This window comes from Pseudoflavonifractor phocaeensis (assembly GCF_021531815.1).
Lineage (GTDB): Bacteria > Bacillota > Clostridia > Oscillospirales > Oscillospiraceae > Lawsonibacter > Lawsonibacter phocaeensis_A.
In genome coordinates, this window is the sequence record NZ_JADYUM010000020.1 from 22,134 (window position 1) to 43,724 (window position 21,591).

Annotated in this window: 23 protein-coding genes; 6 read left to right on the forward strand and 17 right to left on the reverse strand. The window is 63.0% G+C overall.

The window, feature by feature from the left end; genetic code table 11:
• Window positions 1-21: 21 nt before the first annotated feature.
• From argB to I6E42_RS11145, 14 genes are all read right to left on the reverse strand, one after another.
• A complete protein-coding gene (gene argB, locus I6E42_RS11080; protein ID WP_235372003.1) occupies window positions 22-879 on the reverse strand; it encodes an acetylglutamate kinase in 858 nt (285 codons plus the stop codon).
• Between the two features lie 54 nt (window positions 880-933).
• The gene (gene argJ, locus I6E42_RS11085) at window positions 934-2,157 is read right to left on the reverse strand and encodes a bifunctional glutamate N-acetyltransferase/amino-acid acetyltransferase ArgJ (RefSeq protein WP_235372004.1); all 1,224 of its coding nucleotides are present in this window, start codon (window positions 2,155-2,157) and stop codon (window positions 934-936) included.
• An 81-nt stretch (window positions 2,158-2,238) separates the two neighbouring features.
• Entirely contained in the window at window positions 2,239-3,180 is a 942-nt protein-coding gene (gene argC / locus I6E42_RS11090) for an N-acetyl-gamma-glutamyl-phosphate reductase (RefSeq protein ID WP_235372005.1), read from the reverse strand.
• A 110-nt stretch (window positions 3,181-3,290) separates the two neighbouring features.
• Complete coding sequence (gene argH / locus I6E42_RS11095; protein WP_235372006.1) at window positions 3,291-4,670, reverse strand: argininosuccinate lyase; 1,380 nt, start codon at window positions 4,668-4,670, stop codon at window positions 3,291-3,293.
• A 103-nt stretch (window positions 4,671-4,773) separates the two neighbouring features.
• On the reverse strand, window positions 4,774-5,991 hold the full coding sequence (locus tag I6E42_RS11100; RefSeq protein WP_235372007.1) for an argininosuccinate synthase: 1,218 nt from the start codon (window positions 5,989-5,991) through the stop codon (window positions 4,774-4,776).
• A gap of 327 nt (window positions 5,992-6,318) precedes the next feature.
• Complete coding sequence (locus I6E42_RS11105; RefSeq protein ID WP_235372008.1) at window positions 6,319-6,834, reverse strand: DUF4358 domain-containing protein; 516 nt, start codon at window positions 6,832-6,834, stop codon at window positions 6,319-6,321.
• A gap of 225 nt (window positions 6,835-7,059) precedes the next feature.
• Window positions 7,060-8,718, reverse strand: coding sequence for a sensor histidine kinase (locus I6E42_RS11110; RefSeq protein ID WP_235372009.1), 1,659 nt, complete (start codon window positions 8,716-8,718; stop codon window positions 7,060-7,062).
• Window positions 8,719-8,963: 245 nt separating this feature from the next.
• A complete protein-coding gene (locus I6E42_RS11115; RefSeq protein ID WP_235372010.1) occupies window positions 8,964-9,641 on the reverse strand; it encodes a response regulator transcription factor in 678 nt (225 codons plus the stop codon).
• 101 nt (window positions 9,642-9,742) lie between these two features.
• Entirely contained in the window at window positions 9,743-10,384 is a 642-nt protein-coding gene (gene phoU / locus I6E42_RS11120) for a phosphate signaling complex protein PhoU (protein ID WP_235372011.1), read from the reverse strand.
• A 1-nt stretch (window position 10,385) separates the two neighbouring features.
• Window positions 10,386-11,144, reverse strand: coding sequence for a phosphate ABC transporter ATP-binding protein PstB (gene pstB / locus I6E42_RS11125; RefSeq protein WP_235372012.1), 759 nt, complete (start codon window positions 11,142-11,144; stop codon window positions 10,386-10,388).
• A gap of 200 nt (window positions 11,145-11,344) precedes the next feature.
• Window positions 11,345-12,193 (reverse strand): phosphate ABC transporter permease PstA, encoded by an 849-nt coding sequence (gene pstA / locus I6E42_RS11130; RefSeq protein WP_235372013.1) that lies wholly within the window; start codon window positions 12,191-12,193, stop codon window positions 11,345-11,347.
• Window positions 12,194-12,196: 3 nt separating this feature from the next.
• Window positions 12,197-13,048 carry a phosphate ABC transporter permease subunit PstC gene (gene pstC, locus I6E42_RS11135; protein ID WP_235372027.1) on the reverse strand — a complete coding sequence of 284 codons (852 nt, stop codon included), beginning with the start codon at window positions 13,046-13,048 and terminating at the stop codon, window positions 12,197-12,199.
• A 184-nt stretch (window positions 13,049-13,232) separates the two neighbouring features.
• Window positions 13,233-14,126, reverse strand: coding sequence for a phosphate ABC transporter substrate-binding protein (locus tag I6E42_RS11140; protein ID WP_235372014.1), 894 nt, complete (start codon window positions 14,124-14,126; stop codon window positions 13,233-13,235).
• Window positions 14,127-14,320: 194 nt separating this feature from the next.
• Window positions 14,321-14,533, reverse strand: coding sequence for a DUF378 domain-containing protein (locus I6E42_RS11145; RefSeq protein WP_235372015.1), 213 nt, complete (start codon window positions 14,531-14,533; stop codon window positions 14,321-14,323).
• A gap of 194 nt (window positions 14,534-14,727) precedes the next feature.
• Between I6E42_RS11145 and ruvX the strand changes: the two genes are divergently transcribed.
• From ruvX to I6E42_RS11170, 5 genes are all read left to right on the forward strand, one after another.
• Window positions 14,728-15,147, forward strand: coding sequence for a Holliday junction resolvase RuvX (ruvX, locus tag I6E42_RS11150; RefSeq protein WP_235372016.1), 420 nt, complete (start codon window positions 14,728-14,730; stop codon window positions 15,145-15,147).
• 30 nt (window positions 15,148-15,177) lie between these two features.
• Entirely contained in the window at window positions 15,178-15,465 is a 288-nt protein-coding gene (locus I6E42_RS11155) for a putative quinol monooxygenase (RefSeq protein ID WP_235372017.1), read from the forward strand.
• A 47-nt stretch (window positions 15,466-15,512) separates the two neighbouring features.
• Window positions 15,513-16,346, forward strand: a complete 834-nt coding sequence (locus tag I6E42_RS11160) for a 4Fe-4S binding protein (RefSeq protein ID WP_235372018.1) — start codon at window positions 15,513-15,515, stop codon at window positions 16,344-16,346.
• Between the two features lie 24 nt (window positions 16,347-16,370).
• On the forward strand, window positions 16,371-17,030 hold the full coding sequence (locus I6E42_RS11165; RefSeq protein ID WP_235372019.1) for a class II aldolase/adducin family protein: 660 nt from the start codon (window positions 16,371-16,373) through the stop codon (window positions 17,028-17,030).
• A 132-nt stretch (window positions 17,031-17,162) separates the two neighbouring features.
• The gene (locus I6E42_RS11170) at window positions 17,163-17,465 is read left to right on the forward strand and encodes a helix-turn-helix domain-containing protein (protein WP_235372020.1); all 303 of its coding nucleotides are present in this window, start codon (window positions 17,163-17,165) and stop codon (window positions 17,463-17,465) included.
• On the opposite strand, the gene I6E42_RS11175 is transcribed toward I6E42_RS11170, so the two are convergent.
• Window positions 17,432-18,742 carry an alpha-amylase family glycosyl hydrolase gene (locus I6E42_RS11175; RefSeq protein WP_235372021.1) on the reverse strand — a complete coding sequence of 437 codons (1,311 nt, stop codon included), beginning with the start codon at window positions 18,740-18,742 and terminating at the stop codon, window positions 17,432-17,434. The two genes, I6E42_RS11170 and I6E42_RS11175, sit on opposite strands and share 34 nt — an antisense overlap.
• An 87-nt stretch (window positions 18,743-18,829) precedes the next feature.
• The gene (locus I6E42_RS11180; protein ID WP_235372022.1) at window positions 18,830-19,735 is read right to left on the reverse strand and encodes a LysR family transcriptional regulator; all 906 of its coding nucleotides are present in this window, start codon (window positions 19,733-19,735) and stop codon (window positions 18,830-18,832) included.
• 113 nt (window positions 19,736-19,848) lie between these two features.
• Between I6E42_RS11180 and I6E42_RS11185 the strand changes: the two genes are divergently transcribed.
• Window positions 19,849-21,186, forward strand: coding sequence for an MATE family efflux transporter (locus I6E42_RS11185; protein ID WP_235372023.1), 1,338 nt, complete (start codon window positions 19,849-19,851; stop codon window positions 21,184-21,186).
• A gap of 69 nt (window positions 21,187-21,255) precedes the next feature.
• On the opposite strand, the gene I6E42_RS11190 is transcribed toward I6E42_RS11185, so the two are convergent.
• Window positions 21,256-21,591: TSUP family transporter (locus I6E42_RS11190; protein ID WP_235372024.1), on the reverse strand; the 336-nt coding region annotated here is incomplete at its 5' end.

A 21,591-nucleotide genomic window follows, 5' to 3' on the forward strand; every position in this document is an offset into this window, starting at 1 on the left:
CATGCCATGGCACATCTGCCCTCAGTTGACCAGCATGGTGCCGATGCCCGCGTCGGACAGCAGCTCGATGAGGATGGAGTGGGCCACCCGGCCGTCCAGAATGGTGGCCGACTTGACGCCGGAGCGCACCGCCTCCACGCAGCAGTCCACCTTGGGGATCATACCGCCGGAGATCACGCCCTCCCGCACCAGGGCGGGGACATAGGAGAGCTGGAGTTCAGAAATCAGGGTGGACTCGTCCTTGGGGTCGCGGAGCAGGCCCCGGACGTCGGTGAGGAGGAGCAGCTTCTCCGCCTTCAGCGCCACAGCCAGCTTGGCGGCGGCGGTATCGGCGTTGATGTTGTAGGAGGTGTCGGCGTCCTCCCCCTGGGCCACGGTGGAGATCACGGGGATATAGCCCCGCTCCAGGGCGTCCACCACGGGCCGGGGGTCCACACGGGTGATCTCGCCCACCATGCCGTACTTCTCGTCCAGCTTCTTGGCCCGGAGCATGGCGCCGTCCACGCCGCACAGGCCCAGGGCCCGGCCGCCCAGGCGGTTCAGGGTGGCCACCAGGTCCTTGTTCACCCGGCCGCACAGCACCTGCTGGACGATGTCCATGGTCTCCTGGTCGGTGTAGCGCAGGCCGTCCACAAATTTGGACTCCTTGCCCACCTTCTTGAGCATCTCGCTGATCTCCGGGCCGCCCCCGTGGACCACCACCACATGGATGCCCACCAGGTTCAGCAGGATGATGTCGGAGATGACCGCCCGGCGCAGCTCCTCGGACACCATGGCGTTGCCGCCGTATTTCACCACAATGGTCTTGCCGTAGTATTTCTGGATGTAGGGCAGGGCCTCAGCCAGTACCTGGGTCCGGTCCACCTCGTTGAAGGACATGGGTAGCTCCCCCTTTTTATTTTGTTTCCTTGGCAACCGGACGCGGAAAAATCATCAAGTCCGGTAGTCGCCGTTGATCTTCACATAATCGTAGGTCAAATCGCAGCCCCAGCACTCGGCGGACTCCTCGCCCTCGTTCAGGCTGACGGCGATGACCACTTCCTTCTGGGACAGGATCTCTTTGGCCTTGTCCTCGTCAAAGTTCACCTGCTCGCCCTGCTCGCACACCAGGATCTCCCCAGCGCAGGACTGGAAGGACACGTCCACATGCTCGGGACGGAAGGGGGCCTTGGAGTAGCCCATGGCGCACAGCACCCGGCCCCAGTTGGCGTCGGCCCCAAACATGGCCGCCTTCACCAGGGAGGAGCCCACCACGGCCTTTGCCAGCCGCTCGGCGCTCTCCTCGCTGCGGGCCCCCACCATCTTGCAGGTGATCAGCCGGCTGGCGCCCTCGCCGTCCCCGGCGATGGCCCGGGAGAGGGTGCGGCACACATGGTCCAGGGCGGCCTTGAAGGTCTCGTAGTCCTCATCCTTCCACTCGATGAGGGGGTTGCCCGCCATGCCGTTGGCCAGCACCACGCAGGTGTCGTTGGTGGAGGTGTCCCCGTCCACGGTGACCCGGTTGAAGGTCTTGGACACCACCTCCCGGAGGGCGTCCTCCAGCATCTCATGGGTGATGGCGCAGTCGGTGGTGATAAAGGCCAGCATGGTGCCCATGTTGGGGTGGATCATGCCGGAGCCCTTGGCGATGGCCCCCAGCTTGACCTCCTTGCCCCCGATGGTCAGGGAGACGGCGAGTTCCTTCTTCACCGTGTCGGTGGTCATGATGGCGTGGGCCGCGGCATCGGAGCCGTTCCCGTTCAGGGCGGCGGCGGCAGCGGGCATCCCCGCCTGGATGGCGGCGATGTTGATGGTCTGGCCGATGACGCCGGTGGAGGCCACCACAAAGTCCTCCGGCTCCCGGCCGGTGGCGGCGGCCGCCGCGGCGCACATGGCCTCGGCGTTCTCATGGCTCATGGGGCAGCAGGCGTTGGCGTTGCCGCTGTTGGCCACCACGCCCCAGGCCACCCCGTTCTCCAGGTGGTCCATGGTGACGTACAGGGGGGCCGCCTTCACCCGGTTCAGGGTGTAGGTGGCGGCGGCGGTGCACTCCTTCTCCGACAGGATCAGGGCCAGGTCGTTCTTATCCGGGCTGCTGCCCGCCTTGACGCCGCAGTGGACGCCGGAGGCGGCAAAGCCCTGGGCGGCACACACGCCGCCGGAAATTTCCTTTAACATATCGGTCGTCTCCTTGCAAGTTGAATGAGCGGCCCGGGGCCGCCGTCTATTCCAATGGGAGGCTGCGGGCCGCCCCTGCGCTTACAGATTCAGGCCAGCCGTCTCCTGGAAGCCCAGCATGATGTTCATGTTCTGGACGGCCGCGCCCGAAGCGCCCTTACCCAGATTGTCAAACTGGGCAGTGAGCATGGTCTGCCCCTCATGGCCGGTGACGGTGATCTCCAGATAGTCCTTGCCCGCCAGGGCGTTGGTGGCCAGACGGGGGGCGCTGCCTCCGAAGGGCGCCACCCGGACCAGCTGCTGTCCGTCGTAGTAGGAGGCCAGCATCTCACAGATGTCCTGGGCGGTGGGGGTCCCCTTCAGCAGCCGGTTCTGGAGCAGAATGGTGGTGGCCATGCCCTTGTACACATCCCCCAGGATAGGGGCAAACACCGGGGGCTGGTCCAGGCCCGCCACCTTCTGCATCTCGGGCAGGTGCTTGTGCTTCAGGCCGGTGGCGTAGATATTGGGGGAATCCAGCAGGACGCTGCGTTCGGGCGCCTCATACTCAGCGATGAGTTTCTTGCCGCCGCCGGAGTAGCCCGTCATGGAGAAGCAGGCCACGGGGTAGTCCTTGGGCAGCACCCCCAATTCCACCAGGGGGGCCGCCGTGGAGAGGAAGCCGGTGGCGTGGCAGCCGGGGTTGGCCACCCGGCTGGCAAAGCGGATGCGCTGGCGCTGGCCGGGCAACAGTTCGGCAAAGCCGTACACCCAGCCGTCGGCGGTGCGATGGGCGGTAGAGGCGTCGATGACCCGGGTCTTGGGATCGTCGATGAGGGACACCGCCTCTATGGCCGCCCCATCGGGGAGGCACAGAAACACCAGGTCGGCGGCGTTGAGGAACTTCTTTCGCTCCTGTGTGTCCTTCCGCTTGTTCTCGTCGATGAGGAGCAGCTCGATGTCATCGCGGTTCCCCAACCGCTCGTAAATTTGAAGGCCGGTGGTGCCCTCCTTGCCGTCAATATATACCTTGGGTTTGTTCATATTGCACACCTGGTTTCTGTTCTTCTCTGGCCGGCCCTCCACGATTTGGAAAGGCTTCGGGCAATCTCGTTATTTTTATTATGATATGGGGAAGGACTTTTTGCAACGGTTTATTTCCGGGCCGCCACAAATTCCTCGATCAGCGCGATCTGCTTCTGGACGCTCTCTTTCGCCGGGCCGCCGTAGACCTTCCGTCCGTTGACGCAGGTCTTCAGGGCCAGGGCGTCGTACACATCCTCGTCAAACAGGTTGGAGATGGCCCGGAAATCCTTCAGGGTCAAGGTATCCAGGGTATCTCCGGTCTTGATGCACATATTGACCAGACGGCCCACGATCATGTAGGCCTCCCGGAAGGGCAGGCCCTTCTTGGTCAGGTAGTCGGCGCAGTCGGTGGCGTTGATAAAGCCGCCGGCGGCCGCCTTGGCCATGTTCTTGGGCCGGACCGTCAGGGTGTCCACCATGGCGGCGAACACAGGCAGGCACAGCTCCACGGTGTCAATGGCGTCGAACAAGGCCTCCTTGTCCTCCTGCATATCCTTGTTATAGGCCAGGGGGAGGGACTTCATAACGGTGAGCAGGGTGACCAGGGAGCCGTACACCCGGCCCGTCTTGCCCCGAACCAGCTCGGCCACGTCGGGGTTCTTCTTCTGGGGCATGATGGAGGAGCCGGTGGAGTAGGCGTCGTCCAGGTCCACATACTTGAACTCCCAGGAGCACCACAGCACGATCTCCTCGGAGAACCGGGACAGGTGCATCATCAGGATGGACAGGGCGGACAGCAGCTCGATGGCATAGTCCCGGTCGGAGACGGAGTCCATGGAGTTGTCGGTGGGCTTTTTGAAGCCCAGGGCCTCGGCGGTGGCGAACCGGTCCACGGGGTAGGTGGAGGTGGCCAAGGCGCCGGCCCCCAGGGGGCACTCGTCCAGCCGCTCCAGGCAGTCCTCCAGGCGGGTCACGTCCCGCTTGAACATGTTGGCGTAGGCCATCATGTAATGGGCGAAGGTGGTGGGCTGGGCGCGCTGGAGGTGGGTATAGCCGGGCATGACGGTGTCCAGGTTGGCCTTGGCCTTCTTGATGAGCACTTCCTCCAGGTCCAGCACCTGCTTGATGATGACGGGGATCTCCTCTTTGGTGTACAGCCGGGTGTCCACCGCCACCTGGTCGTTCCGGGACCGGGCGGTGTGGAGGCGCTTGCCCGCGTCGCCGATGCGCTGGGTGAGCATGGCCTCGATGTTCATGTGGATGTCCTCGTTGTCCAGAGAGAACTCCACTTTGCCGTCCTCAATGTCGGCCAGGATGGCCTTCAGCCCCTCGATGATCTTTTCGGCTTCATGCTCCTCAATGATGCCCTGCTTACCCAGCATGGCGGCGTGGGCCATGGAGCCGGTGATGTCCTGCTTGTATAGCCGGGCGTCAAAGCCGATGGAGGAGTTAAAATCGTTGACTAAGGTATCCGTTTCCTTTTGGAAGCGACCTGCCCAGAGTTTCATACTATCCGCTCCTAAACTGGTATGGTAGGGCGGGGGCTCGCCCCCGCCCCTTGTTCGTAATACAGGGACGGCGGGGGCAAGCCCCCGCCCGACCCAAATGTTTTTATTTCAGCTTCCCCTGGTCCCGCAGCGCCTGGACGGTATCGGGCAGGCCCCACAGGTTGATGAAGCCCTTGGAGTCCTTCTGGTCGTAGTCGCTCTCCTCGAAGGTCACCAGGTCCTCAGAGTACAGGGTCTCGGGGGAGGTGACGGAGGAGGTGATGATGTTGCCCTTATACAGCTTCAGCTTCACGGTGCCGGTGACGTGCTTCTGAGTGTCCACGGCGAAGGCGGTGAGGGCCTCCCGCAGGGGGGTGAACCACTTGCCGTTGTACACCAGGTCGGCGAAGTCTACCGCCAGCTTGCTCTTCATATGCTTGGTATCCTTGTCCAGGGTGATCATCTCCAGCACCTCATGGGCCCGGTACAGGATGGTGCCGCCCGGAGTCTCGTAAACGCCCCGGTCCTTCATGCCCACCAGACGGTTCTCCACGATGTCCAGCAGACCGATGCCGTTGGCGCCGCCCAGGTCGTTGAGCTTGCGGATGATGTCGCTGGCCTTCATCTTCTCGCCGTCGATGGCCACGGGCCAGCCCTTCTCAAAGTCCAGGGTGACGTAGGTAGGGGCGTCGGGGGCCATGGCGGGGGACACGCCCATCTCCAGGAAGCCAGGCTTGTCATACTGGGGCTCGTTGGCGGGGTCCTCCAGGTCCAGGCCCTCATGGGACAGGTGCCACAGGTTCTTGTCCTTGGAGTAGTTGGTCTCCCGGCTGATCTTCAGGGGGACGTTGTGGGCCTCGGCGTAGTCGATCTCCTCGTCACGGCCCTTAATGGACCACTCCCGCCAGGGGGCGATGATCTTCATCTCAGGGGCGAACCGCTTGATGGCCAGCTCGAACCGGACCTGGTCGTTGCCCTTGCCGGTGCAGCCGTGGCAGATGGCGTCGGCGCCCTCCTTCTTGGCGATCTCCACCAGCCGCTTGGCGATGATGGGCCGGGCAAAGGCGGTGCCCAGCAGGTAGTCCTCATACTTGGCCCCCATCATCATGGAGGGGATGATGACCTCGTCCACCATCTCGTCGGTCAGGTCCTCGATGTACAGCTTGGAAGCGCCGGTCTTGATGGCCTTCTCCTCCAGGCCGTCCAGCTCGGTGCCCTGGCCCACGTCGCCGGAGACGGCGATGATCTCAGGGTTGTTGTAGTTCTCCTTCAGCCAGGGGATGATGATGGATGTATCCAGGCCGCCGGAATAGGCGAGCACGACTTTTTTGATCTCAGACATGATGCATTCCTCCATAAAATCACGGGCCGGACAGGCCGGATCGGCCCATCCGGCCCATCCCGACATGTTCTCCCTTGCTATCGTGGCATCAGTCTACCACGCTTTGGAAGGAAATGCAAGCGCCGATTCGCATAATTATGCAATTTCTTCCCCTTCTGTTCCCTTATAATTTTCACAAAAATGAATATTATTTGAATATTCATTTAATTTATACGCGCTTTATTCATTTCCGCTGTATGATAGTCCTTTGCGCGGAAAAAGGCGGAGGCGTCCCAGCCGGACGCCTCCGCCTTTTTCCTATTTTTCTGTTTCACCGCATGCCGGGTATCAGCCCTCAATGGCTCCCTTGATGGCCTCATAGACCGCGTCGGAGTTTTCACACATGACCATGAGGACAGTGCCGTCCGCCAGCGTCTCCAGCTTGGCGCTCTTGGCGATCTCATACTGGTCAGCCAGATACTGCTCAAAGCTCTGCCGCTGGTTGTCGATAAAGCCCTGCAGGGCATCCCTCACCGCGCCCTCTTTGCCCTCGGCGGGCATAACGGCGGCAATGCCGTAGGCCTTGACGTTCATCATGGACATGCTGATGCCAAAGGCCTCCAAGTCCTCCGCGTTCAGTCCCAGGCTCTCCAGGATCATGGCGGACATGTCGTCCTCTTTCACCTCAGAGATCACAGGGTTGTACTCCACCATCTCCCCGCCGTTCTGGGTAATGGCGTCGGCGTAGAGCTGGGTCAGTTCCTCAGGAGTTCTGGCGGGAGCGGCAGCGGGCTTTCCGGCGCAGCCGGACAGGGCGGTCAGGGTCAGCGCCAGCGCCAGGGCGGCGGTCAAAATTTTCTTCATGGACAATATCCTCCTTTTTCGCGTTACGCGTTCTTCCCAATAGACGGCGTTGCTCCGCAAATGTTCCCTGTATTTCGATTTTATATTTTCCAAAACAGCCAAAAAAATCCCTCCCGCGGCCTATTGGCCACGGGAGGCTCAGATACGGTGCGAAGGCCGGGGAAAATCCGTTTTTGACAGGGGGCTTGCAGCGGCCCATGGCCCGGACCCATCCCAAAGGATGTATCACCGGGAAAAGATCAGCTTCACCGAGGTACCCTGCCCCAGGGTGCTGGTCAGCTCCACCTGGGCGTCGTGGAGGGCCGCTCCGTGCTTGACGATAGACAGCCCCAGTCCGGTGCCGCCAATTTCCTTAGAGTGGCTCTTGTCCACCCGGTAGAAGCGCTCAAACACCCGCTCCTGGTCCTGGGCTGGGATGCCGATGCCGGTATCGGACACCGTCACTTCTCCTCCCTTTCCTCCGGGCGCCGGGGAGACGGACACGGCCACAGTGCCGCCGGGCCGGTTGTATTTGACCGCGTTGTCGCACAGGTTGTAGATCATTTCATCCAGAACCGCCCGCACACCGTGGACAGTGAAGGGCGCTCCCGCCACCATGATGGTAACGCCCGCCTTTTTGGCCAGAGGCTCCAGCCGCTGCTCCGCGCTCTTGGCCAGCGCCATCAGGTCCACATCCTCCCGCTGGAGGTTGGGGGCGCCCTCGTCCAGCCGGGACAGGTGGATGATGTCCTCCACCAGGGCGATCAGCCGCTGGCTCTCCTTATAGATGTCGCCGGCAAAGCCCGTGATGTCCTCCGGCTCCACCATGCCGTTTTTGATGATCTCCGCCATACCGGAGATGGCGGTCAGGGGAGTTTTCAGCTCGTGGGAGACATTGGCGGTAAACTCCCGCCGCATCTGCTCTCCCTGCTCCCGCTCGGTCACGTCCACCAACACCAGCACCGCGCCCACCACCTGGCCGTCGTGGGACACCGGGTCGGCCATGACCTGGATGCACCGCCCGCCCCGCTCCAGTCGGCCCTGGTTCCTGTTTCCGGCCAGCGCCTGTTCCACCACCCGGCGGAAGGCGTCGCTGCGGTCCAGGGTCAGGACATTGGCCTCCTCTGCCGGCGCGATGGTCCCCAAAAGCCGCAGCGCGCCGCTGTTGTGGGACAGGATATGGCCCTTCTGGTCCAGCAGCACAAAGCCCTCGGACATGTTCTCCGTCAGGGCGGCAAACTCCTGTTGGCGCTGGCGCAGCAGGTCCATCTGCCGCCGGATGGTGTCATTTTGCCGGCGGATCCGGGTCAGGAGGGGGGCCAGCTCATCATAGGTGTCGCAGTCCTCCGGGTGCTCCAGGTCCAGGTCCAGAATGGGCCGGATGATCCCCTTGGACAGCCGGTGGGCCAACACCGCCGCCAGGATCAGCGCCGCCACCAAAATGATCATCAGGGGCTGGATCATGGACAGCAGCAGCACCACAATGGTGTACTGGGCGCTGGCCAGACGGATGACCGTCCCGTCCTCCAGACGGCGGGCCACATAGAAGGTCTTTTCCGCCAGGGTGCTGGAGTCACGCACCGACGTCCCCTGGCTGCCCCGCATGGCGTCCTGGATCTCCGCCCGGTCAGAGTGGTTCTCCATGGTGGACGGATCCGCCATGTTGTCGTAGAGGACAGTGCCGTCCCGGTCCACCCAGGTGATGCGGCTGGAGGAGTTCAGCCCCTCCAGATACTCCATGCCCTGGAGCTCCACGCCCCGTGCCACCAGCCAAGCCTCGTTCTCCAGTTCGTCGGTAAGCTGGCCGCCGAAATACTGGTACAGCACCCCCATGAACAGGGCCACCGACAGCAGGAACACCGAGATCCCCACCGCCATGGAGTTTCGAAATATTTTCGCTGTCATAACAGGCTCCTTTTTTGAGATATTGTAGGGTAAATCTTCGTTTATCACCCCATGGAATCCGAACCCCCGCCGCAAGGGTTTTCCCGGAGCGTCCGATTTCATAGCGGCACGACTTGCCGTGACGCTGCGGTCCCGGGCTGTCCTTTGCACCTGGTCATTCGTCAAAGGCAAGGGCAGAGCCCTTGCCCTACATCATATCGGGTTCCCCTTCCATGGGCAGCGAAACGAAACTTGATCCGCCGTATTCACTCCCCGGCGATTTTATAACCGATGCCCCGCACCGTCTCGATGCAGTTGCCCGAGGCCCCCAGCTTCTGGCGCAGGGTGCGGATATGGACGTCCACGGTGCGGCTGGCCCCGTCGAACTCGTAGCCCCAGATGGTGTTGAGCAGCTGGTCCCGGGTAAAGACTGTCCCCCGCCGCTCCAGCAGCAGGCACAGCAGCTGAAACTCCTTCAGCGTCAGGGTGACCGCCCGGTCCCCGTCCCGGACAATGTGCCGTTCCGGGTCCACATACAGCTCTCCCACCTGGTAGGTGGCGCCCTTCTCCTCCTGATCGTGTCCCGCGTGGCGCAGGGCGGTGCGGATACGGGCCATCAGCTCCATCATGCCGAAGGGCTTGGTGATATAGTCGTCCGCCCCCTGGTCCAGGCCCAGCACCTTGTCGTACTCCGTGCTTTTGGCGGTGAGCATCAAAACGGGCAGCTTCCGGGTATTGGGATCGGCCCGGAGCCGCTTGAGCACTTGGAGGCCGTCCTCCTCGGGCAGCATGATGTCCAGCAGGACCAGCTCGGGCTTTTTCTGCTCCAGCGCGCTCCAAAACTGGGACGGCCGCTCAAAGCCCTCCGCCTCCATTCCCTGGCTGTTCAAGGTGTAGACCACCAGCTTGCGAATGCTGGCATCGTCCTCCAGAATATAGATCATTTTGTCCTCACAAACTCCATTCCGCTCCGTCCGCTTTGCGCCGGACAGCCGCTTTCTTTGCCGCCGTCCTGACGTCCGCGCAGGAGCCCTATGGGCGGCGTTCAATCTTCTTCATACTGCCCGGTCAGGGCGTATTCCACCCACTGGGCGATGTTGCAGGCGTGGTCGCCGATGCGCTCGAAATACTTGGCCACCATCAGCATATCCAGGCACACCGAGCCGTCTTCCCCCGCGGCGATCAGGCTGGTGAGTTCCTCCCGCACCTGGAGGAACAGCCGGTCCACCTTGTCGTCCCGGGCGATGACCCCGTGGGCCAGATTCAGGTCCCCCCGGACAAAGGAGTCCACGCTGTCGGTGACCATGCCGATGGCCTCCCGGGCCATCTCCTCCATGGGGGTCCGGCTGCCCAGCCGGTTGGGGGCCATGTCCCGGGCGATCTCCGCGATGTCCAGGGCCTGGTCCCCGATGCGCTCCATGTCGGAGATCATGCGCATGGCGGCGGACACGGCCCGCAGGTCCCGGGCCACCGGCTGCTGCCGGAGAAGGAGCTTCATACACTGGCTCTCGATGTCCCGCTCCTTGTTGTCGATCTCCTGCTCCAGGCGGCAGGCCTGCCGGCCCAGTTCCCGGTCTCCCTCCAGATAGGCCTTGGTGGCGTCGGAGATGGCCTCCTCGCACAGCGCGCCCATCCGGATCAGTTCCACGTTCAGCTGCTCCAGCTGCTCCTGAAAGGTGTTTCTCATATCAGCCAAACCTCCCCGTGATATAGTCCTCGGTCCGCTTGTCCCGGGGCATGGAGAAGATCTGCTCGGTCTCGCCGAACTCCACCAGTTCACCCAGGAGGAAGAAGGCCGTATGGTCCGAGATACGGGCGGCTTGCTGCATGTTATGGGTCACCATGATAATAGTGTAATCCTTTTTCAGCTCCGCCGCAAGGTCTTCGATTTTAGAAGTGGAAATGGGGTCCAGAGCGGAGGTAGCCTCGTCCATCAGGAGCACGTCGGGCTTCACCGCCAGGGCCCGGGCGATGCACAGCCGCTGCTGCTGGCCGCCGGACAGGCCCAGGGCCGATTTTTTCAGCCGGTCCTTTACCTCGTCCCAAATGGCCGCCCCCCGCAGGGACTCCTCCACCAGTTCATCCAGCTTCACCTTGTTCCGGATGCCGTGGGTCCGGGGTCCGTAGGCCACATTGTCGTAGATGGACATGGGGAAGGGATTGGGCTTCTGGAACACCATGCCGATGTGGCGGCGCAGGCTGGTCACGTCCCGGCCGGGGGCGTAGATCTCCTCCCCCCGGTAGGTAAAGGAACCGCTGATCTTCACCCCGGGGATCAGGTCGTTCATCCGGTTGATGGTGCGTAAAAAGGTGGACTTGCCGCAGCCCGAAGGGCCGATGAGGGCGGTGATCCGCCGCTCCGGAATGTCGATCATAATGTCTTTCAGCGCGTGGTTCTCCCCGTAATAGAGGTTCAACCCCCGGGCCGAGAGAATGGCTTCTTCCATATCGTCAAACTCCTTTTTCGGTTTGTGGGATCAATTTTCGTTTACATGCCCATAGACCCTGAACCCCATGTCATGTAGGGCAAGGGTCAGTCCGGGGCCGCAGAGTCACGGCAAGCCGCGGCCCCCTGAAACCGGACGTTCCAGGAAAACCCTTGCGGCGGGGGCAAGCCCCCGCCCTGCCTGGATCGGCAAACGGGCATTCACTTCTGTTTCAGTTTGTTGCCCGCCAGTTTGGCGGCCATATTGATGACCAGGGTGAGGGCCATGAGGATGGCGGCGATGGCGAAGGCCACATCGGTCTCCCCCCGCTCGTTGGCGTAGAGGTACAGGGCCAGGGTCAGGGTGGCGGAGGAGTTGGTCAGCGCCTCTTTAAAGCTGTACAGCACCGTGCCGAAGCCGGCGGTGAACAGCAGGGCGGCGGACTCCCCCACGATGCGGCCAATGGCCAGGATACAGCCGGTGACGATGCCGTCCACGGCGTTGGGCAGCACCACGGTGCGGATCATGTGCCACTTGCCCGCGCCCAGGCCCAGGGCCCCCTCCCGGTAACTCTGGGGCACAGTCTTCAATGACTCCTGGGTGGTGCGGATGATGGTGGGCAGGATCATGACCACCAGGGTCAGGCTGCCCGCCAGCACGCCGGCCTTCAGGCCGCAGGTCTGGATGAAGATCATCATGCCCACCAGGCCGAAAATGATGGAGGGGATGCCGGTAAGGGTCTCGGCGGCGAACTCGATGATGGCGGCCAGCTTCCGGTTGGAGGCGTACTCCGTCAGGTAGATGGCGGCCCCCACCCCCAGTGGCAGGACGATGACCATGGTCACCAGGATGATGTACAGGGTGCTGGCGATATGGGGCAGGATGCCGATGGTCCCCCGGATCATGCTGCTCTGGGTGGACACCAGCTCCCAGGTGACCCGGGGCAGGCCCCGGACAAAGATGTAGCCGATGAGGAAGACCAGGAGGGCACACACCAGGGCTCCGCACAGGTACAGAAGGACCCGCAGCCCCCGGTCATAGAGGCGGCGGCGCAGGGAAAGCTGTTCCATCTCTTACCCCTCCTTTTTATTTTTGATGAAGACATTGAGGATCACGTTGATGAGCATGATAAACAGGAACAGGACCAGGCCCACCGAGTACAGGGCCTGCTGCCACAGGGAGCCCACCGCAGCGTAGGACATCTCGGAGGCGATGGCGGTTGTGAGGAAGCGCACCGAGGTGAACAGGCCGCCGGGCATATTGGGCACGTTGCCGGACACCATGATGATGGCCATGGCCTCCCCGATGGCCCGGCCCACCCCCAGGACGATGGCGGTGGCCACGCCGGAGCGGGCGGCGGGGAGGGACACACGGAAGATGGTCTCGATATGGGTGGCCCCCAGGGCCAGGCTGGCCTCCTCATACTCCCGGGGTACCGCCCGAAGGGAGGTCTCGGCCACGTTGATGATGGAGGGCAGGATCATAATGGCCAACACCACGATGGCCGCCAGCAGGCAGGCGCCGGAGGACAGCTTGAAGGCCCGCTGGATGGCGGGGACCAGCACGATCATGCCCACCAGGCCGTAGACGATGGAAGGGATGCCGGCCAGAAGCTCCACGGCGGTGCGGATGACCCGGGCCACCTTGGGGGGTGCCACCTTGGCCAGAAACAGGGCGGTGAGGACGCCCACCGGCACCCCTACCAGTACCGCTCCGGCAGTGCCTGCCACGGAGGTGAGAATAAAGGGCAGGATACCGAACTTATCCTGCTTGCCGGCCCACTCGGTGCCGAACAGGAAATCGGTGACGCCGATCTCCAGGATGGCGGGCAGGCCGGAGATGATGAGATAGAGGCAGATAAAAAGCACGCAGGCCACCGACACGAAGCCGCACAGCAAAAACAGGGTCTGGAAGCCAAACTCCATGGCCTCCCGGCTCTTACGCAGGCGGTTTCCCAGGCCGCTGTCCGCGGGGGTGGCGGGAGCCGGGGCAGGTCTTTCCATGATCTTCTCGCTTTCCACGGGGAGCTCTCCTTTCTATGGTCCCTTAATCCTAGGGGAATAGCCCCCGTCCCGGTGTGGGGCGGGGGCTTGGTATCGGGTCATCGGGTCAGGCCACGGGGACGGCGCCGGCGGAGCGGATCAGCTCGGAGGCGGCGGAGGAGGTCGCCCAGTCGAAGTAGGCCTGGGCCACATCGCTCAGGGGTTCATTTTCTTTGGTGACCAGGACGAAGGGACGCTGGATGGCGTAGGTCCCGTCCAGGACTGTGTCCTCGGTGCAGGCGGTGCCATTCACGGTGAGGGCCTTGATGCCGTCCTTGCCCTCAACGGAGGAGAGGGAGGCGTAGCCGATAGCCTGGGGGTTGTTCTTCACCGCCTCGATGACAGCGCCGGTGGAGGTCAGTTCCTGGGCCAGCACGCACTTGTCGGTGGTGCCGGTGATGGACTCGAAGCCGTCCCGGGTGCCGGAGCCGCCTTCGCGGCCGATACAGGCGATCTCGCCGTCGGCGCCGCCCAACTCAGACCAGTTGGTGATCTCGCCAGTGAAGATCTGGGCGATCTGCTCCACGGTCAGGTCCTCCAGGTTGGACTGGGCGTTGACAATGACGGCGATGCCGTCCAGAGCCAGGACAGTCTCCTTCAGGCCGGCGGCCTTCTCCTCGTCCTTCAGGCCGCGGGAGGCCAGGCCGATGTCGGCGGTGCCGTTCTTGGCTGCCTCAATACCGGTGCCGGAGCCAGTGGGATCATAGGAGACCTTCACGTCGGGATTGTCGATGCCAAATTGCTCGTTCAAGGTCAGGATGACCTTCTCCATGGAGGTGGAACCGTTGGTGGAGATGGTGCCGCTGAGCTTGGTGTTGTCAGGGGTGGAAGCGGGCTGGCTGGCGCTGGTGTTGGTATTGGTAGTGGTGTTGGAAGCGGTGTTGTTTCCGCTGCCGCCGCAGCCGGCCAGCAGGGACAGGGCCATGACCACGGACAGGCCCAGACAAGTCAGTTTTTTCATTTTAAGTACTCCTTTTTTCGTCATTGGATTCTGTTTTGGTCTACGGTGCCCAGTATAAAAACCCTATGTAAAATGCGAAACAGCCGCTGTGTTAACTCTTTGTAAAATCCCGTTTTCATGTAAAAAGAGGACGCCCCGGAATGTAAAATCCCGCGGCGTCCTTTGTTCTCCGGTCTCCCGGTCCTGTTTTCCAGTCAGTTCCGCTCCTCCACCGGGTCCTTGTCCCGAAAGAGCAGGGAGACACACCACACGGCGGACAGGCCCACCAGGGTGTAGACCACCCGGCTGATCATGCTGCCCGAGCCTCCGCAGGCGAAGGCCACCAGGTCAAACTGGAACAGGCCCACGCAGCCCCAGTTCAGGCCGCCGATGATCAGCAGGGTCAGGGCGATTCTGTCCATCACCATATCAGATTACCTCCTTGGATTGGCTTACGGGGATAGCTTTTCCAAAAGCGCAGTCATTATGCCAATAAAACATTTTATTTTTCAACCTGCCGCCATTTTGCCTCCGCGCTTCTTTCTCCAGGCCGCCGCACAAAACTGATTGTAATTTGCTTTGTTTTCCTGTATGATGGTGTCACAGAAAGGATGTGACGCCCATGAAGATCATGGCCATCGACTACGGAGACGCCCATACCGGGGTCGCTCTCTCCGACCCCACCGGGTTTCTGGCGGGCAGCGCCACCACCATCCACAGCCGGAAGGAGGAGGTCGTCCTCTCAGAGCTGGCCCGGATGGTCCGGGAGAACCAGGTGGACGAGCTGGTCATGGGCTTCCCCCGGAACATGGACGGCACCGAGGGGCCCCGGGCGGAGCTGTACCGGGCCTTCGCCGGAAAGGTGGAGGAGGCCACCGGCCTGAAGGTGGTGCTGTGGGACGAGCGGCGGACCACGGTAGACGCCCACCGCATCCTCTTTGAGGCGGGGAAAAATGCCAAAAAGCGGAAAAAGACGGTGGACGCCGTGGCCGCCTCCCTGATCCTGGAGGGATACCTGGACTTCAAGCGGATGAGAGGCTGAGGCACATTTGATGAAACAGAGGAGGAACTAATGATGTTGGGAATCAATGTCACCTATACCATGAAGCCCGAAGGGCGGGCCGGTTTCCTGGCCGGGATCGCCGCCTGCGGCGTTCAGGCGGAGGTCCGCCGGGAGGCGGGCTGCCTCCAGTACGACTACTTTCTGCCTGTGGGGGATGAGGACAGCCTGCTCCTCATGGAGAAGTGGACCAGCCGCGAGGCCCAGAAGGTCCATCTGACCCAGCCCCATATGGCCAAGATCGCCGCCCTCAAGGAGCAATTCGTCGCGGACACCCAGGTGGTGCTCTACGACCTGTGACCCAAAACGTCAAATACCAAATGGAATATTAGGGAGGAAAACTACTTATGGAGATCAAAACTGTGTGGTCTGTCTGGTTCAGCGCCACCGGGACCACCCAAAAGGTGGTCACCGCCCTGTCCAAGTCTCTGGCGGAGCAGCTGGGGGCCGGCTGGCAGGAGTACAGCTTCAATCTGCCCAAGGCCCGTGAGGAGGACCTGACCTTCGACCCCGGGGATCTGGTGGTACTGGGCGTCCCCGTCTATGCCGGACGAGTGCCCAACCTGATCCTGCCCTACGTCCGTGACCGCATCCACGGCGGTGGGGCCCTGGCCGTCCCCGTGGTGCTGTACGGCAACCGGAACTTTGACGACGGCCTGATGGAGCTGCGAAACGTGGCCCGGGACAACGGCTTCTGCCCCGTGTCTGCCGGCGCCTTCGTGGGCGAGCACTCCTTCTCCAAGGTTCTGGGGGCTGGACGGCCCGACGGGGACGACATGGCCCTGGTCCAGCAGCTGGCGGACCGGACCGCCGCCAAGGTAAAAGCCCTGACAGAGGCGCCCGCCCAGGCGGTGGAGGTGGAGGGCTGCGACCCCATCCGCCCCTACTACACCCCCCGGGACCGCCACGGGGAGCCCATCCGCGACTTCCTCAAGGCCAAGCCCGTCACCGACCCGGCCAAGTGCGTCAAGTGCGGCCTCTGCGCCCGCATCTGCCCCATGGGGTCCATCGATCCCCAGGACGTGTCCAGTGTGGTGGGCAAGTGCATCAAGTGCTGCGCCTGCGTGAAGAAGTGCCCACGTGGCGCCAAGTATTTTGACCATGAGGGCTACCTGTACCACCAGCATGAGCTGGAGGACCAGTACGCCGGACGGCGGGCGGAGAGCAAGATCTTCCTGTAATATTGTTCAAAAGGAGCGGTGGGCGTGAAGGATCATCGTCGGGAGCTGTGTCAGGTGTGCCGCCTGCTGTATGACCGGGGCTATGTGGTGGGACACGACGGCAACGTGTCCCTGCGCCTGGAGGGGGACCGGATACTCATCACCCCCTCCGGGGCGTCCAAGGGGCGGATGGAGCCGGACATGCTGGTGGTCTGCGGTCTGGACGGCCAGGTGCTGGAGGGGGACCGCTGGCCCTCCTCGGAGATGGCCATGCACCTGCTGGTCTACCGGGAACGGCCCGATGTGGGGGCCGTGGTCCATGCCCACCCGCCTGTGTCCACCGCCTTCGCCATCTGCCGCCGTCCCCTGTCCCAGAAGTACCTCACCGAGACCATCAGCGGCCTGGGGGAGGTACCGGTGGCTCCCTTCGCCCTCCCCTCCACCCATGAGGTGCCCGACAGCATTCTGCCCTATGTGGACGGCCACAACGCGGTGCTGCTGGCCAACCACGGGGCCCTGACCTGGGGCAAGGACCTGTGGACCGCCTTCGACCGGATGGAGACCGTGGAGCAGACCGCCAGAATTTACGCCCAGGTCAGCCAGCTGGGCGGGGGCGTGGAGCTGTCTCCCGGGCAGGTGGAACAGCTCTTGGCCCTCAGCGGACACTACGAGGCTTTGGCGGGGCGGCGGGCATCAAACAAATAAAAAGCGGAAGGCAGATGCCTTCCGCTTTTTATTGAATCATGCGCGCATACCACAGCAATAAAATATCCCAATTTCAGATAAAACCAAAATACGCTTCCCCGGGCCGTATATGATAGATCCCGGATGATACTGATGAAACATCACAACATGAAATTAGAACGCGTCCGCATGCTGCGGCTTGAACATCGCTATACGCAAAAAGAAATCGCGAAGTACCTAAACATAACGCAAAACACCTATTCTCGCTACGAAACTGGAATTTCAGATTTCCCAATCGACGCGCTGGTTTTACTGGCGCGTCTCTACCAAGTCAGCATGGACTATCTCCTGGGGCAAACTGCCATTAAAACACCCTATCCACTTCCGAAAAACGCACAGAATAAATTTTTGCATAGTTTTACTCACCGCTCCATTTTCCAGAAAAACGCGCTGTAGGGCGGCAGCTCGCTGCCTCCGCCGAAGTCATGGGGCGCGCCGGAGATCAAGTCCACAGCGGCGCCGCAGCCCGCGTCAAAGTGGGCCCAATAGGGCTGGCTGTCGATGTTGACGGCCACCAGCACCCGCTCCTCCTCCGTCCTCCGCTCAAAGATGGCCTGCTTGTTGGTGAGCATCACGTTCCGGTAGGACCCCCGGCACAGGGCGGGGCTGTTTTTGCGTGCGGCGGCCAGTCTGGCGATCCAGTCCGTCAGTTGGTTCCACTCCGGACGTTCCAGGGCGGGGCGCAGGGCGTTGTCCCCCTCCCGCTTGTCTCCCCGGACGCCCCACTCGCTGCCGTAATAGAGGGCGGGCACCCCAGGCATTCCGAAGAGCAGGGCGTAGGCCAGGGGCAGATGGTTGGGGTCGCTGAGCTGGGTGGCGATGCGGGTCACGTCGTGGTTATCCAGAAAGGACAACAGGTGCGCCCCCTTGTACAGGGTCCACTGCTCCGGCCCGAACTGCCGGGCCAGGGAGTGGCAGATCTCAAAGAGGTTCAGGGAGTTGAAGCTGGACCACAGGCCCTTGTAGCACTCGTAGTTGGTGACGCTGTGGCACAGCTCCGGGCCCATCCAGCGGTTATAGTCCCCGTGGAGGGTCTCCCCCATCAGGACGAAGCCGGGCTTCAGGCTGCTGGTGAAGGCCCGCAGCTGCTTCAGGTACTCCGGCGGCAAGCAGTAGGCCACGTCCAGCCGCAGGCCGTCGATGCCGAACTGGTCCACCCAGGACCGGATGGCCCGGAACTGGTGGTCCACCACCGCCGGATTCCAGAGGTTCAGCTTCACCAGCTCGTTATGGCCCTCCCAGGATTCGTACCAGAAGCCGTCGTTCCGGTCGGCGTTTCCGTCGAAGCTGATGTGGAACCAATCTTGATAGGGACTGTCCCACTTCTTCTCCCGCACGTCCCGGAAGGCCCAGAAGCCCCGGCCCACATGGTTGAACACCCCGTCCAGCATCACCCGCAGCCCCGCGTCGTGGAAGGCCCGGCACACCTGGGCCAGGTCTTCGTTGGTGCCCAGCCGAGGGTCCACCTGAAAATAGTCCCGGGTGTCGTAGCCGTGGCGGTCGCTGTCAAACACCGGGTTGAGGAGCACCGTGTCCGCTCCCGTCCTTTTGATATGGTCCACCCAGTCCAGCAGGCACAGGATGCGGGGCTGGGGATTGCCGTCGTTGTCCGCGGGGGCCCCGCACAGGCCCAGGGGATAGATCTGGTAAACCACCGCTTGGTCAAACCACATATGCCTTCTCCTTTCGTCCCGCGCAGGCTTTGGCGCGGGACCTTTTTCCCATCATATCGGATATAGCCGGCCAGAACAAATGAAAAATTATTTCAAATAGGATTCCAGCTGGGGGCGGCGGGCCAACTCCCGGTCCAGGCAGGCCAGAAAGGCCCGGGTCAGCTCCGGCTTCCGCCGCCGGCCCAGGAGATAATAGATAATCTCGTCGGGCGGGCCTTCCTCCAGGGGCCTGACTTCCGCCCCGGTGCGCGCGCGCAGGGCCTGGGCCACCATGGCGGGCGCGATGGCCCAACTGTCCGCCCAGCCCTCCCGCCAGCGGAAAAAGTCCTCCAGAAGGGACATCTGGTCCAGCACCGCCCGGGGCTGGGCCCCGCCGGAAAACCAGAAGGAGTGCCAGAGGTCGTATTCCGGATTCCAGGGCAGGCGCAGCTCCCGGGCCGGGTCCAGCTGGGCGGGGTGGACCTTGGGGGGCAGGGGACTGCCCGGTCCGGTGACCAGCACCATAGGCTCCCGGAAGGCGGGGATAGTCTCCACCTGGGGGTGGTACATGTCGTCGGAGATCAGGGCCAGGTCCACCAGGCCCTCGGCCACATAGCCATAGGCTTCCTGGGAATGGTAGTTGTGGAAGGTCAGGGCCCGGCCCGGGGTCTCCTCCAGAAAGGCCCGGAACACCGGGGGCAGCAGATAGGTGCTGACGCTGCCCACCGAGGCCACGTTCAGGGTCCGCGCCCGGTCCCGGCCCGCCACCTCCCTGGCCTCCTGCCACACCTGCCGCCATTTCTCCGCCACCTGGATGAAATCCCGCCCCTGGTCGGTAAGCTCCACCCGGCGCACGCCCCGTCCCCGGACCAGGAGGGGACAGCCCAACTCCCGCTCCAGGGTCCGGATGTGCCGGCTCACCGCCGGCTGGGTGATGTACAGCGCCTGGGCCGCCCCGGACACGCTGCCCGTCCGGACCACGGCCAGGAACACCTCGATCTCCTGCTGCGTCATATCCATCCTCCAAAATATGATTGATATGTTATATTTTAACGGCAAAATCGGCATTTTGCAAGGGTCGCTTTTCTCCGGTATACTGGGCCTACCAACCCTGAGGAGGTCCCAACATGACCGCAGCCGCCGACCTGACCCGCGGCCCCATCCGCCGCCAGCTCATTGCCCTGGCCCTCCCCCTTCTGGCCGGAAACATCCTTCAGCAGCTCTACAACACCATTGACGCCGTCATCGTGGGACGCTTCGTGGGGGACGGAGCCTTTGCCGCCGTGGGAGTGGCTGGGTCGGTAATGAACCTGTTTCTCTTTCTCATCAGCGGGGGGTGCTCCGGCGCGGGCGTCCTCTTGGCCCAGCTCCACGGAGCGGGAGACGGCCCCGCCTTTCGCCGGGACTTTTTTCTCACCTCCCTGTTCGGCGGACTGCTCACCCTGGGGCTGACGGCGGCCGCCCTTCTCCTTCTCTCCCCCCTGCTGGTCCTGCTCCGGACCCCCGCCGCCATCCGGGGCTTCGCCTCCGACTATCTGCATGTCATCTTTCTGGGGTTCCTGGCCGCCTTCGCCTTTCACCTGGGCTCCGCCGTCCTCCGGGCAGTGGGCAGCACCGGAGCGGCCCTGGTCTTTCTGATGATCTCCATGGGGACCAACCTGGCTCTGGACCTGGCCTTTATCGTGGGGTTGGGGATGGGGGTGGCAGGAGCTGCCTGGGCCACCGTGCTGGCCCAGGCCCTGGCCGCTTTGCTGTGCCTGACCTATCTGGCCCGGCGCTTCCCCCAGCTCATGTTCCACCGGGGGGACATGGCCTACGACGGCCCCCTCCTCCGCCGCACCGCCCATTTCAGCCTGGTGTCCTCCCTCCACATGTGTAACCTGTATATCGGCAAGCTGCTGGTCCAGGGGACGGTGAACAGCCTGGGCACCGGGGCCATCTCCGCCTACACCGCCGCCACCCGCATCGAGGGCTTCGCCAACTCCTTCGGGGACAGCGGCCACACCGCCGTCTCCGTCTTCACCGGCCAGAACACCGGAGCGGGAGACCCAAAACGGGTCCGGACGGGCTTCTTCACCGGGCAGCGGCTGCTGGCCACCCTTGGACTCTTTATGTCCGCACTGATGCTGGCGGGGGCGGTACCCGCGCTGAGGCTGGTGTTGCCGGAAAACAGCGCGGACAGTCTGGGGCCGGCAGTGGGCTACCTGCGCCTGGTGGCCTGCTTCTATCTGTTCAACTTCCTGGGCAGCGGCCTGGCGGGCTATTTTCAGGGCCGCGGCCGCGTGAACATCCCTGTCATCGGCGCCACAGGGCACATCACCCTCCGGGTCATTTTATCCTGGCTGCTGGCGCCCAAGCTGGGCCTGTCCGCCGTGGCCCTGGCCACCGGCCTGGGCTGGATCGGAGTGGTGGCCTTCTGGTCCCTGCTGTTCCGCCGGGAACGTACATCCTCAAAACCCGCGTGACCGTTTATGGCGGCCGGGGCAAACCCCGGCTCTGCAAAGAAAGGAGGTAAGGGCGCACGTTGTACGCCCTTACCTCCTTTTTCCAAACAGTTCTGTGATCCCCACCAGAACCAGGAATCCGCCGAAGCATTTCCGCAGCAGTTCCACCTCCACGGCGGTGGCCGCCCAGGCGGCCAGAGCGGCGCACAGCAGCCCCGCTCCGATGGCGGGCGCCAGCACTTTTTTCTCGATGCAGCCATTTTTGATGTGGGCGGGGAGGGCCATGAGCCCGGCAGGGAGGAAATAGAGCAGGTTGATCCCCTGGGCCAGCCGCTGGTCCAGCCCGGCGAAGGCGGTCATATAGACCAGCAGCAGGGTGCCGCCCCCCACCCCGAAGCCGGACAACACCCCTGTGGCCGCCTGGGC

Coding starts and splice junctions, on each gene's coding strand:
- argB (WP_235372003.1), bottom strand. CDS start 879: ATGTCCTTCAACGAGGTGGACCGGACCCAGGTACTGGCTGAGGCCCTG.
- argJ (WP_235372004.1), bottom strand. CDS start 2,157: ATGTTAAAGGAAATTTCCGGCGGCGTGTGTGCCGCCCAGGGCTTTGCC.
- argC (WP_235372005.1), bottom strand. CDS start 3,180: ATGAACAAACCCAAGGTATATATTGACGGCAAGGAGGGCACCACCGGC.
- argH (WP_235372006.1), bottom strand. CDS start 4,670: ATGAAACTCTGGGCAGGTCGCTTCCAAAAGGAAACGGATACCTTAGTC.
- I6E42_RS11100 (WP_235372007.1), bottom strand. CDS start 5,991: ATGTCTGAGATCAAAAAAGTCGTGCTCGCCTATTCCGGCGGCCTGGAT.
- I6E42_RS11105 (WP_235372008.1), bottom strand. CDS start 6,834: ATGAAGAAAATTTTGACCGCCGCCCTGGCGCTGGCGCTGACCCTGACC.
- I6E42_RS11110 (WP_235372009.1), bottom strand. CDS start 8,718: ATGACAGCGAAAATATTTCGAAACTCCATGGCGGTGGGGATCTCGGTG.
- I6E42_RS11115 (WP_235372010.1), bottom strand. CDS start 9,641: ATGATCTATATTCTGGAGGACGATGCCAGCATTCGCAAGCTGGTGGTC.
- phoU (WP_235372011.1), bottom strand. CDS start 10,384: ATGAGAAACACCTTTCAGGAGCAGCTGGAGCAGCTGAACGTGGAACTG.
- pstB (WP_235372012.1), bottom strand. CDS start 11,144: ATGGAAGAAGCCATTCTCTCGGCCCGGGGGTTGAACCTCTATTACGGG.
- pstA (WP_235372013.1), bottom strand. CDS start 12,193: ATGGAACAGCTTTCCCTGCGCCGCCGCCTCTATGACCGGGGGCTGCGG.
- pstC (WP_235372027.1), bottom strand. CDS start 13,048: ATGGAGTTTGGCTTCCAGACCCTGTTTTTGCTGTGCGGCTTCGTGTCG.
- I6E42_RS11140 (WP_235372014.1), bottom strand. CDS start 14,126: ATGAAAAAACTGACTTGTCTGGGCCTGTCCGTGGTCATGGCCCTGTCC.
- I6E42_RS11145 (WP_235372015.1), bottom strand. CDS start 14,533: ATGGTGATGGACAGAATCGCCCTGACCCTGCTGATCATCGGCGGCCTG.
- ruvX (WP_235372016.1), top strand. CDS start 14,728: ATGAAGATCATGGCCATCGACTACGGAGACGCCCATACCGGGGTCGCT.
- I6E42_RS11155 (WP_235372017.1), top strand. CDS start 15,178: ATGATGTTGGGAATCAATGTCACCTATACCATGAAGCCCGAAGGGCGG.
- I6E42_RS11160 (WP_235372018.1), top strand. CDS start 15,513: ATGGAGATCAAAACTGTGTGGTCTGTCTGGTTCAGCGCCACCGGGACC.
- I6E42_RS11170 (WP_235372020.1), top strand. CDS start 17,163: ATGAAACATCACAACATGAAATTAGAACGCGTCCGCATGCTGCGGCTT.
- I6E42_RS11175 (WP_235372021.1), bottom strand. CDS start 18,742: ATGTGGTTTGACCAAGCGGTGGTTTACCAGATCTATCCCCTGGGCCTG.
- I6E42_RS11180 (WP_235372022.1), bottom strand. CDS start 19,735: ATGACGCAGCAGGAGATCGAGGTGTTCCTGGCCGTGGTCCGGACGGGC.
- I6E42_RS11185 (WP_235372023.1), top strand. CDS start 19,849: ATGACCGCAGCCGCCGACCTGACCCGCGGCCCCATCCGCCGCCAGCTC.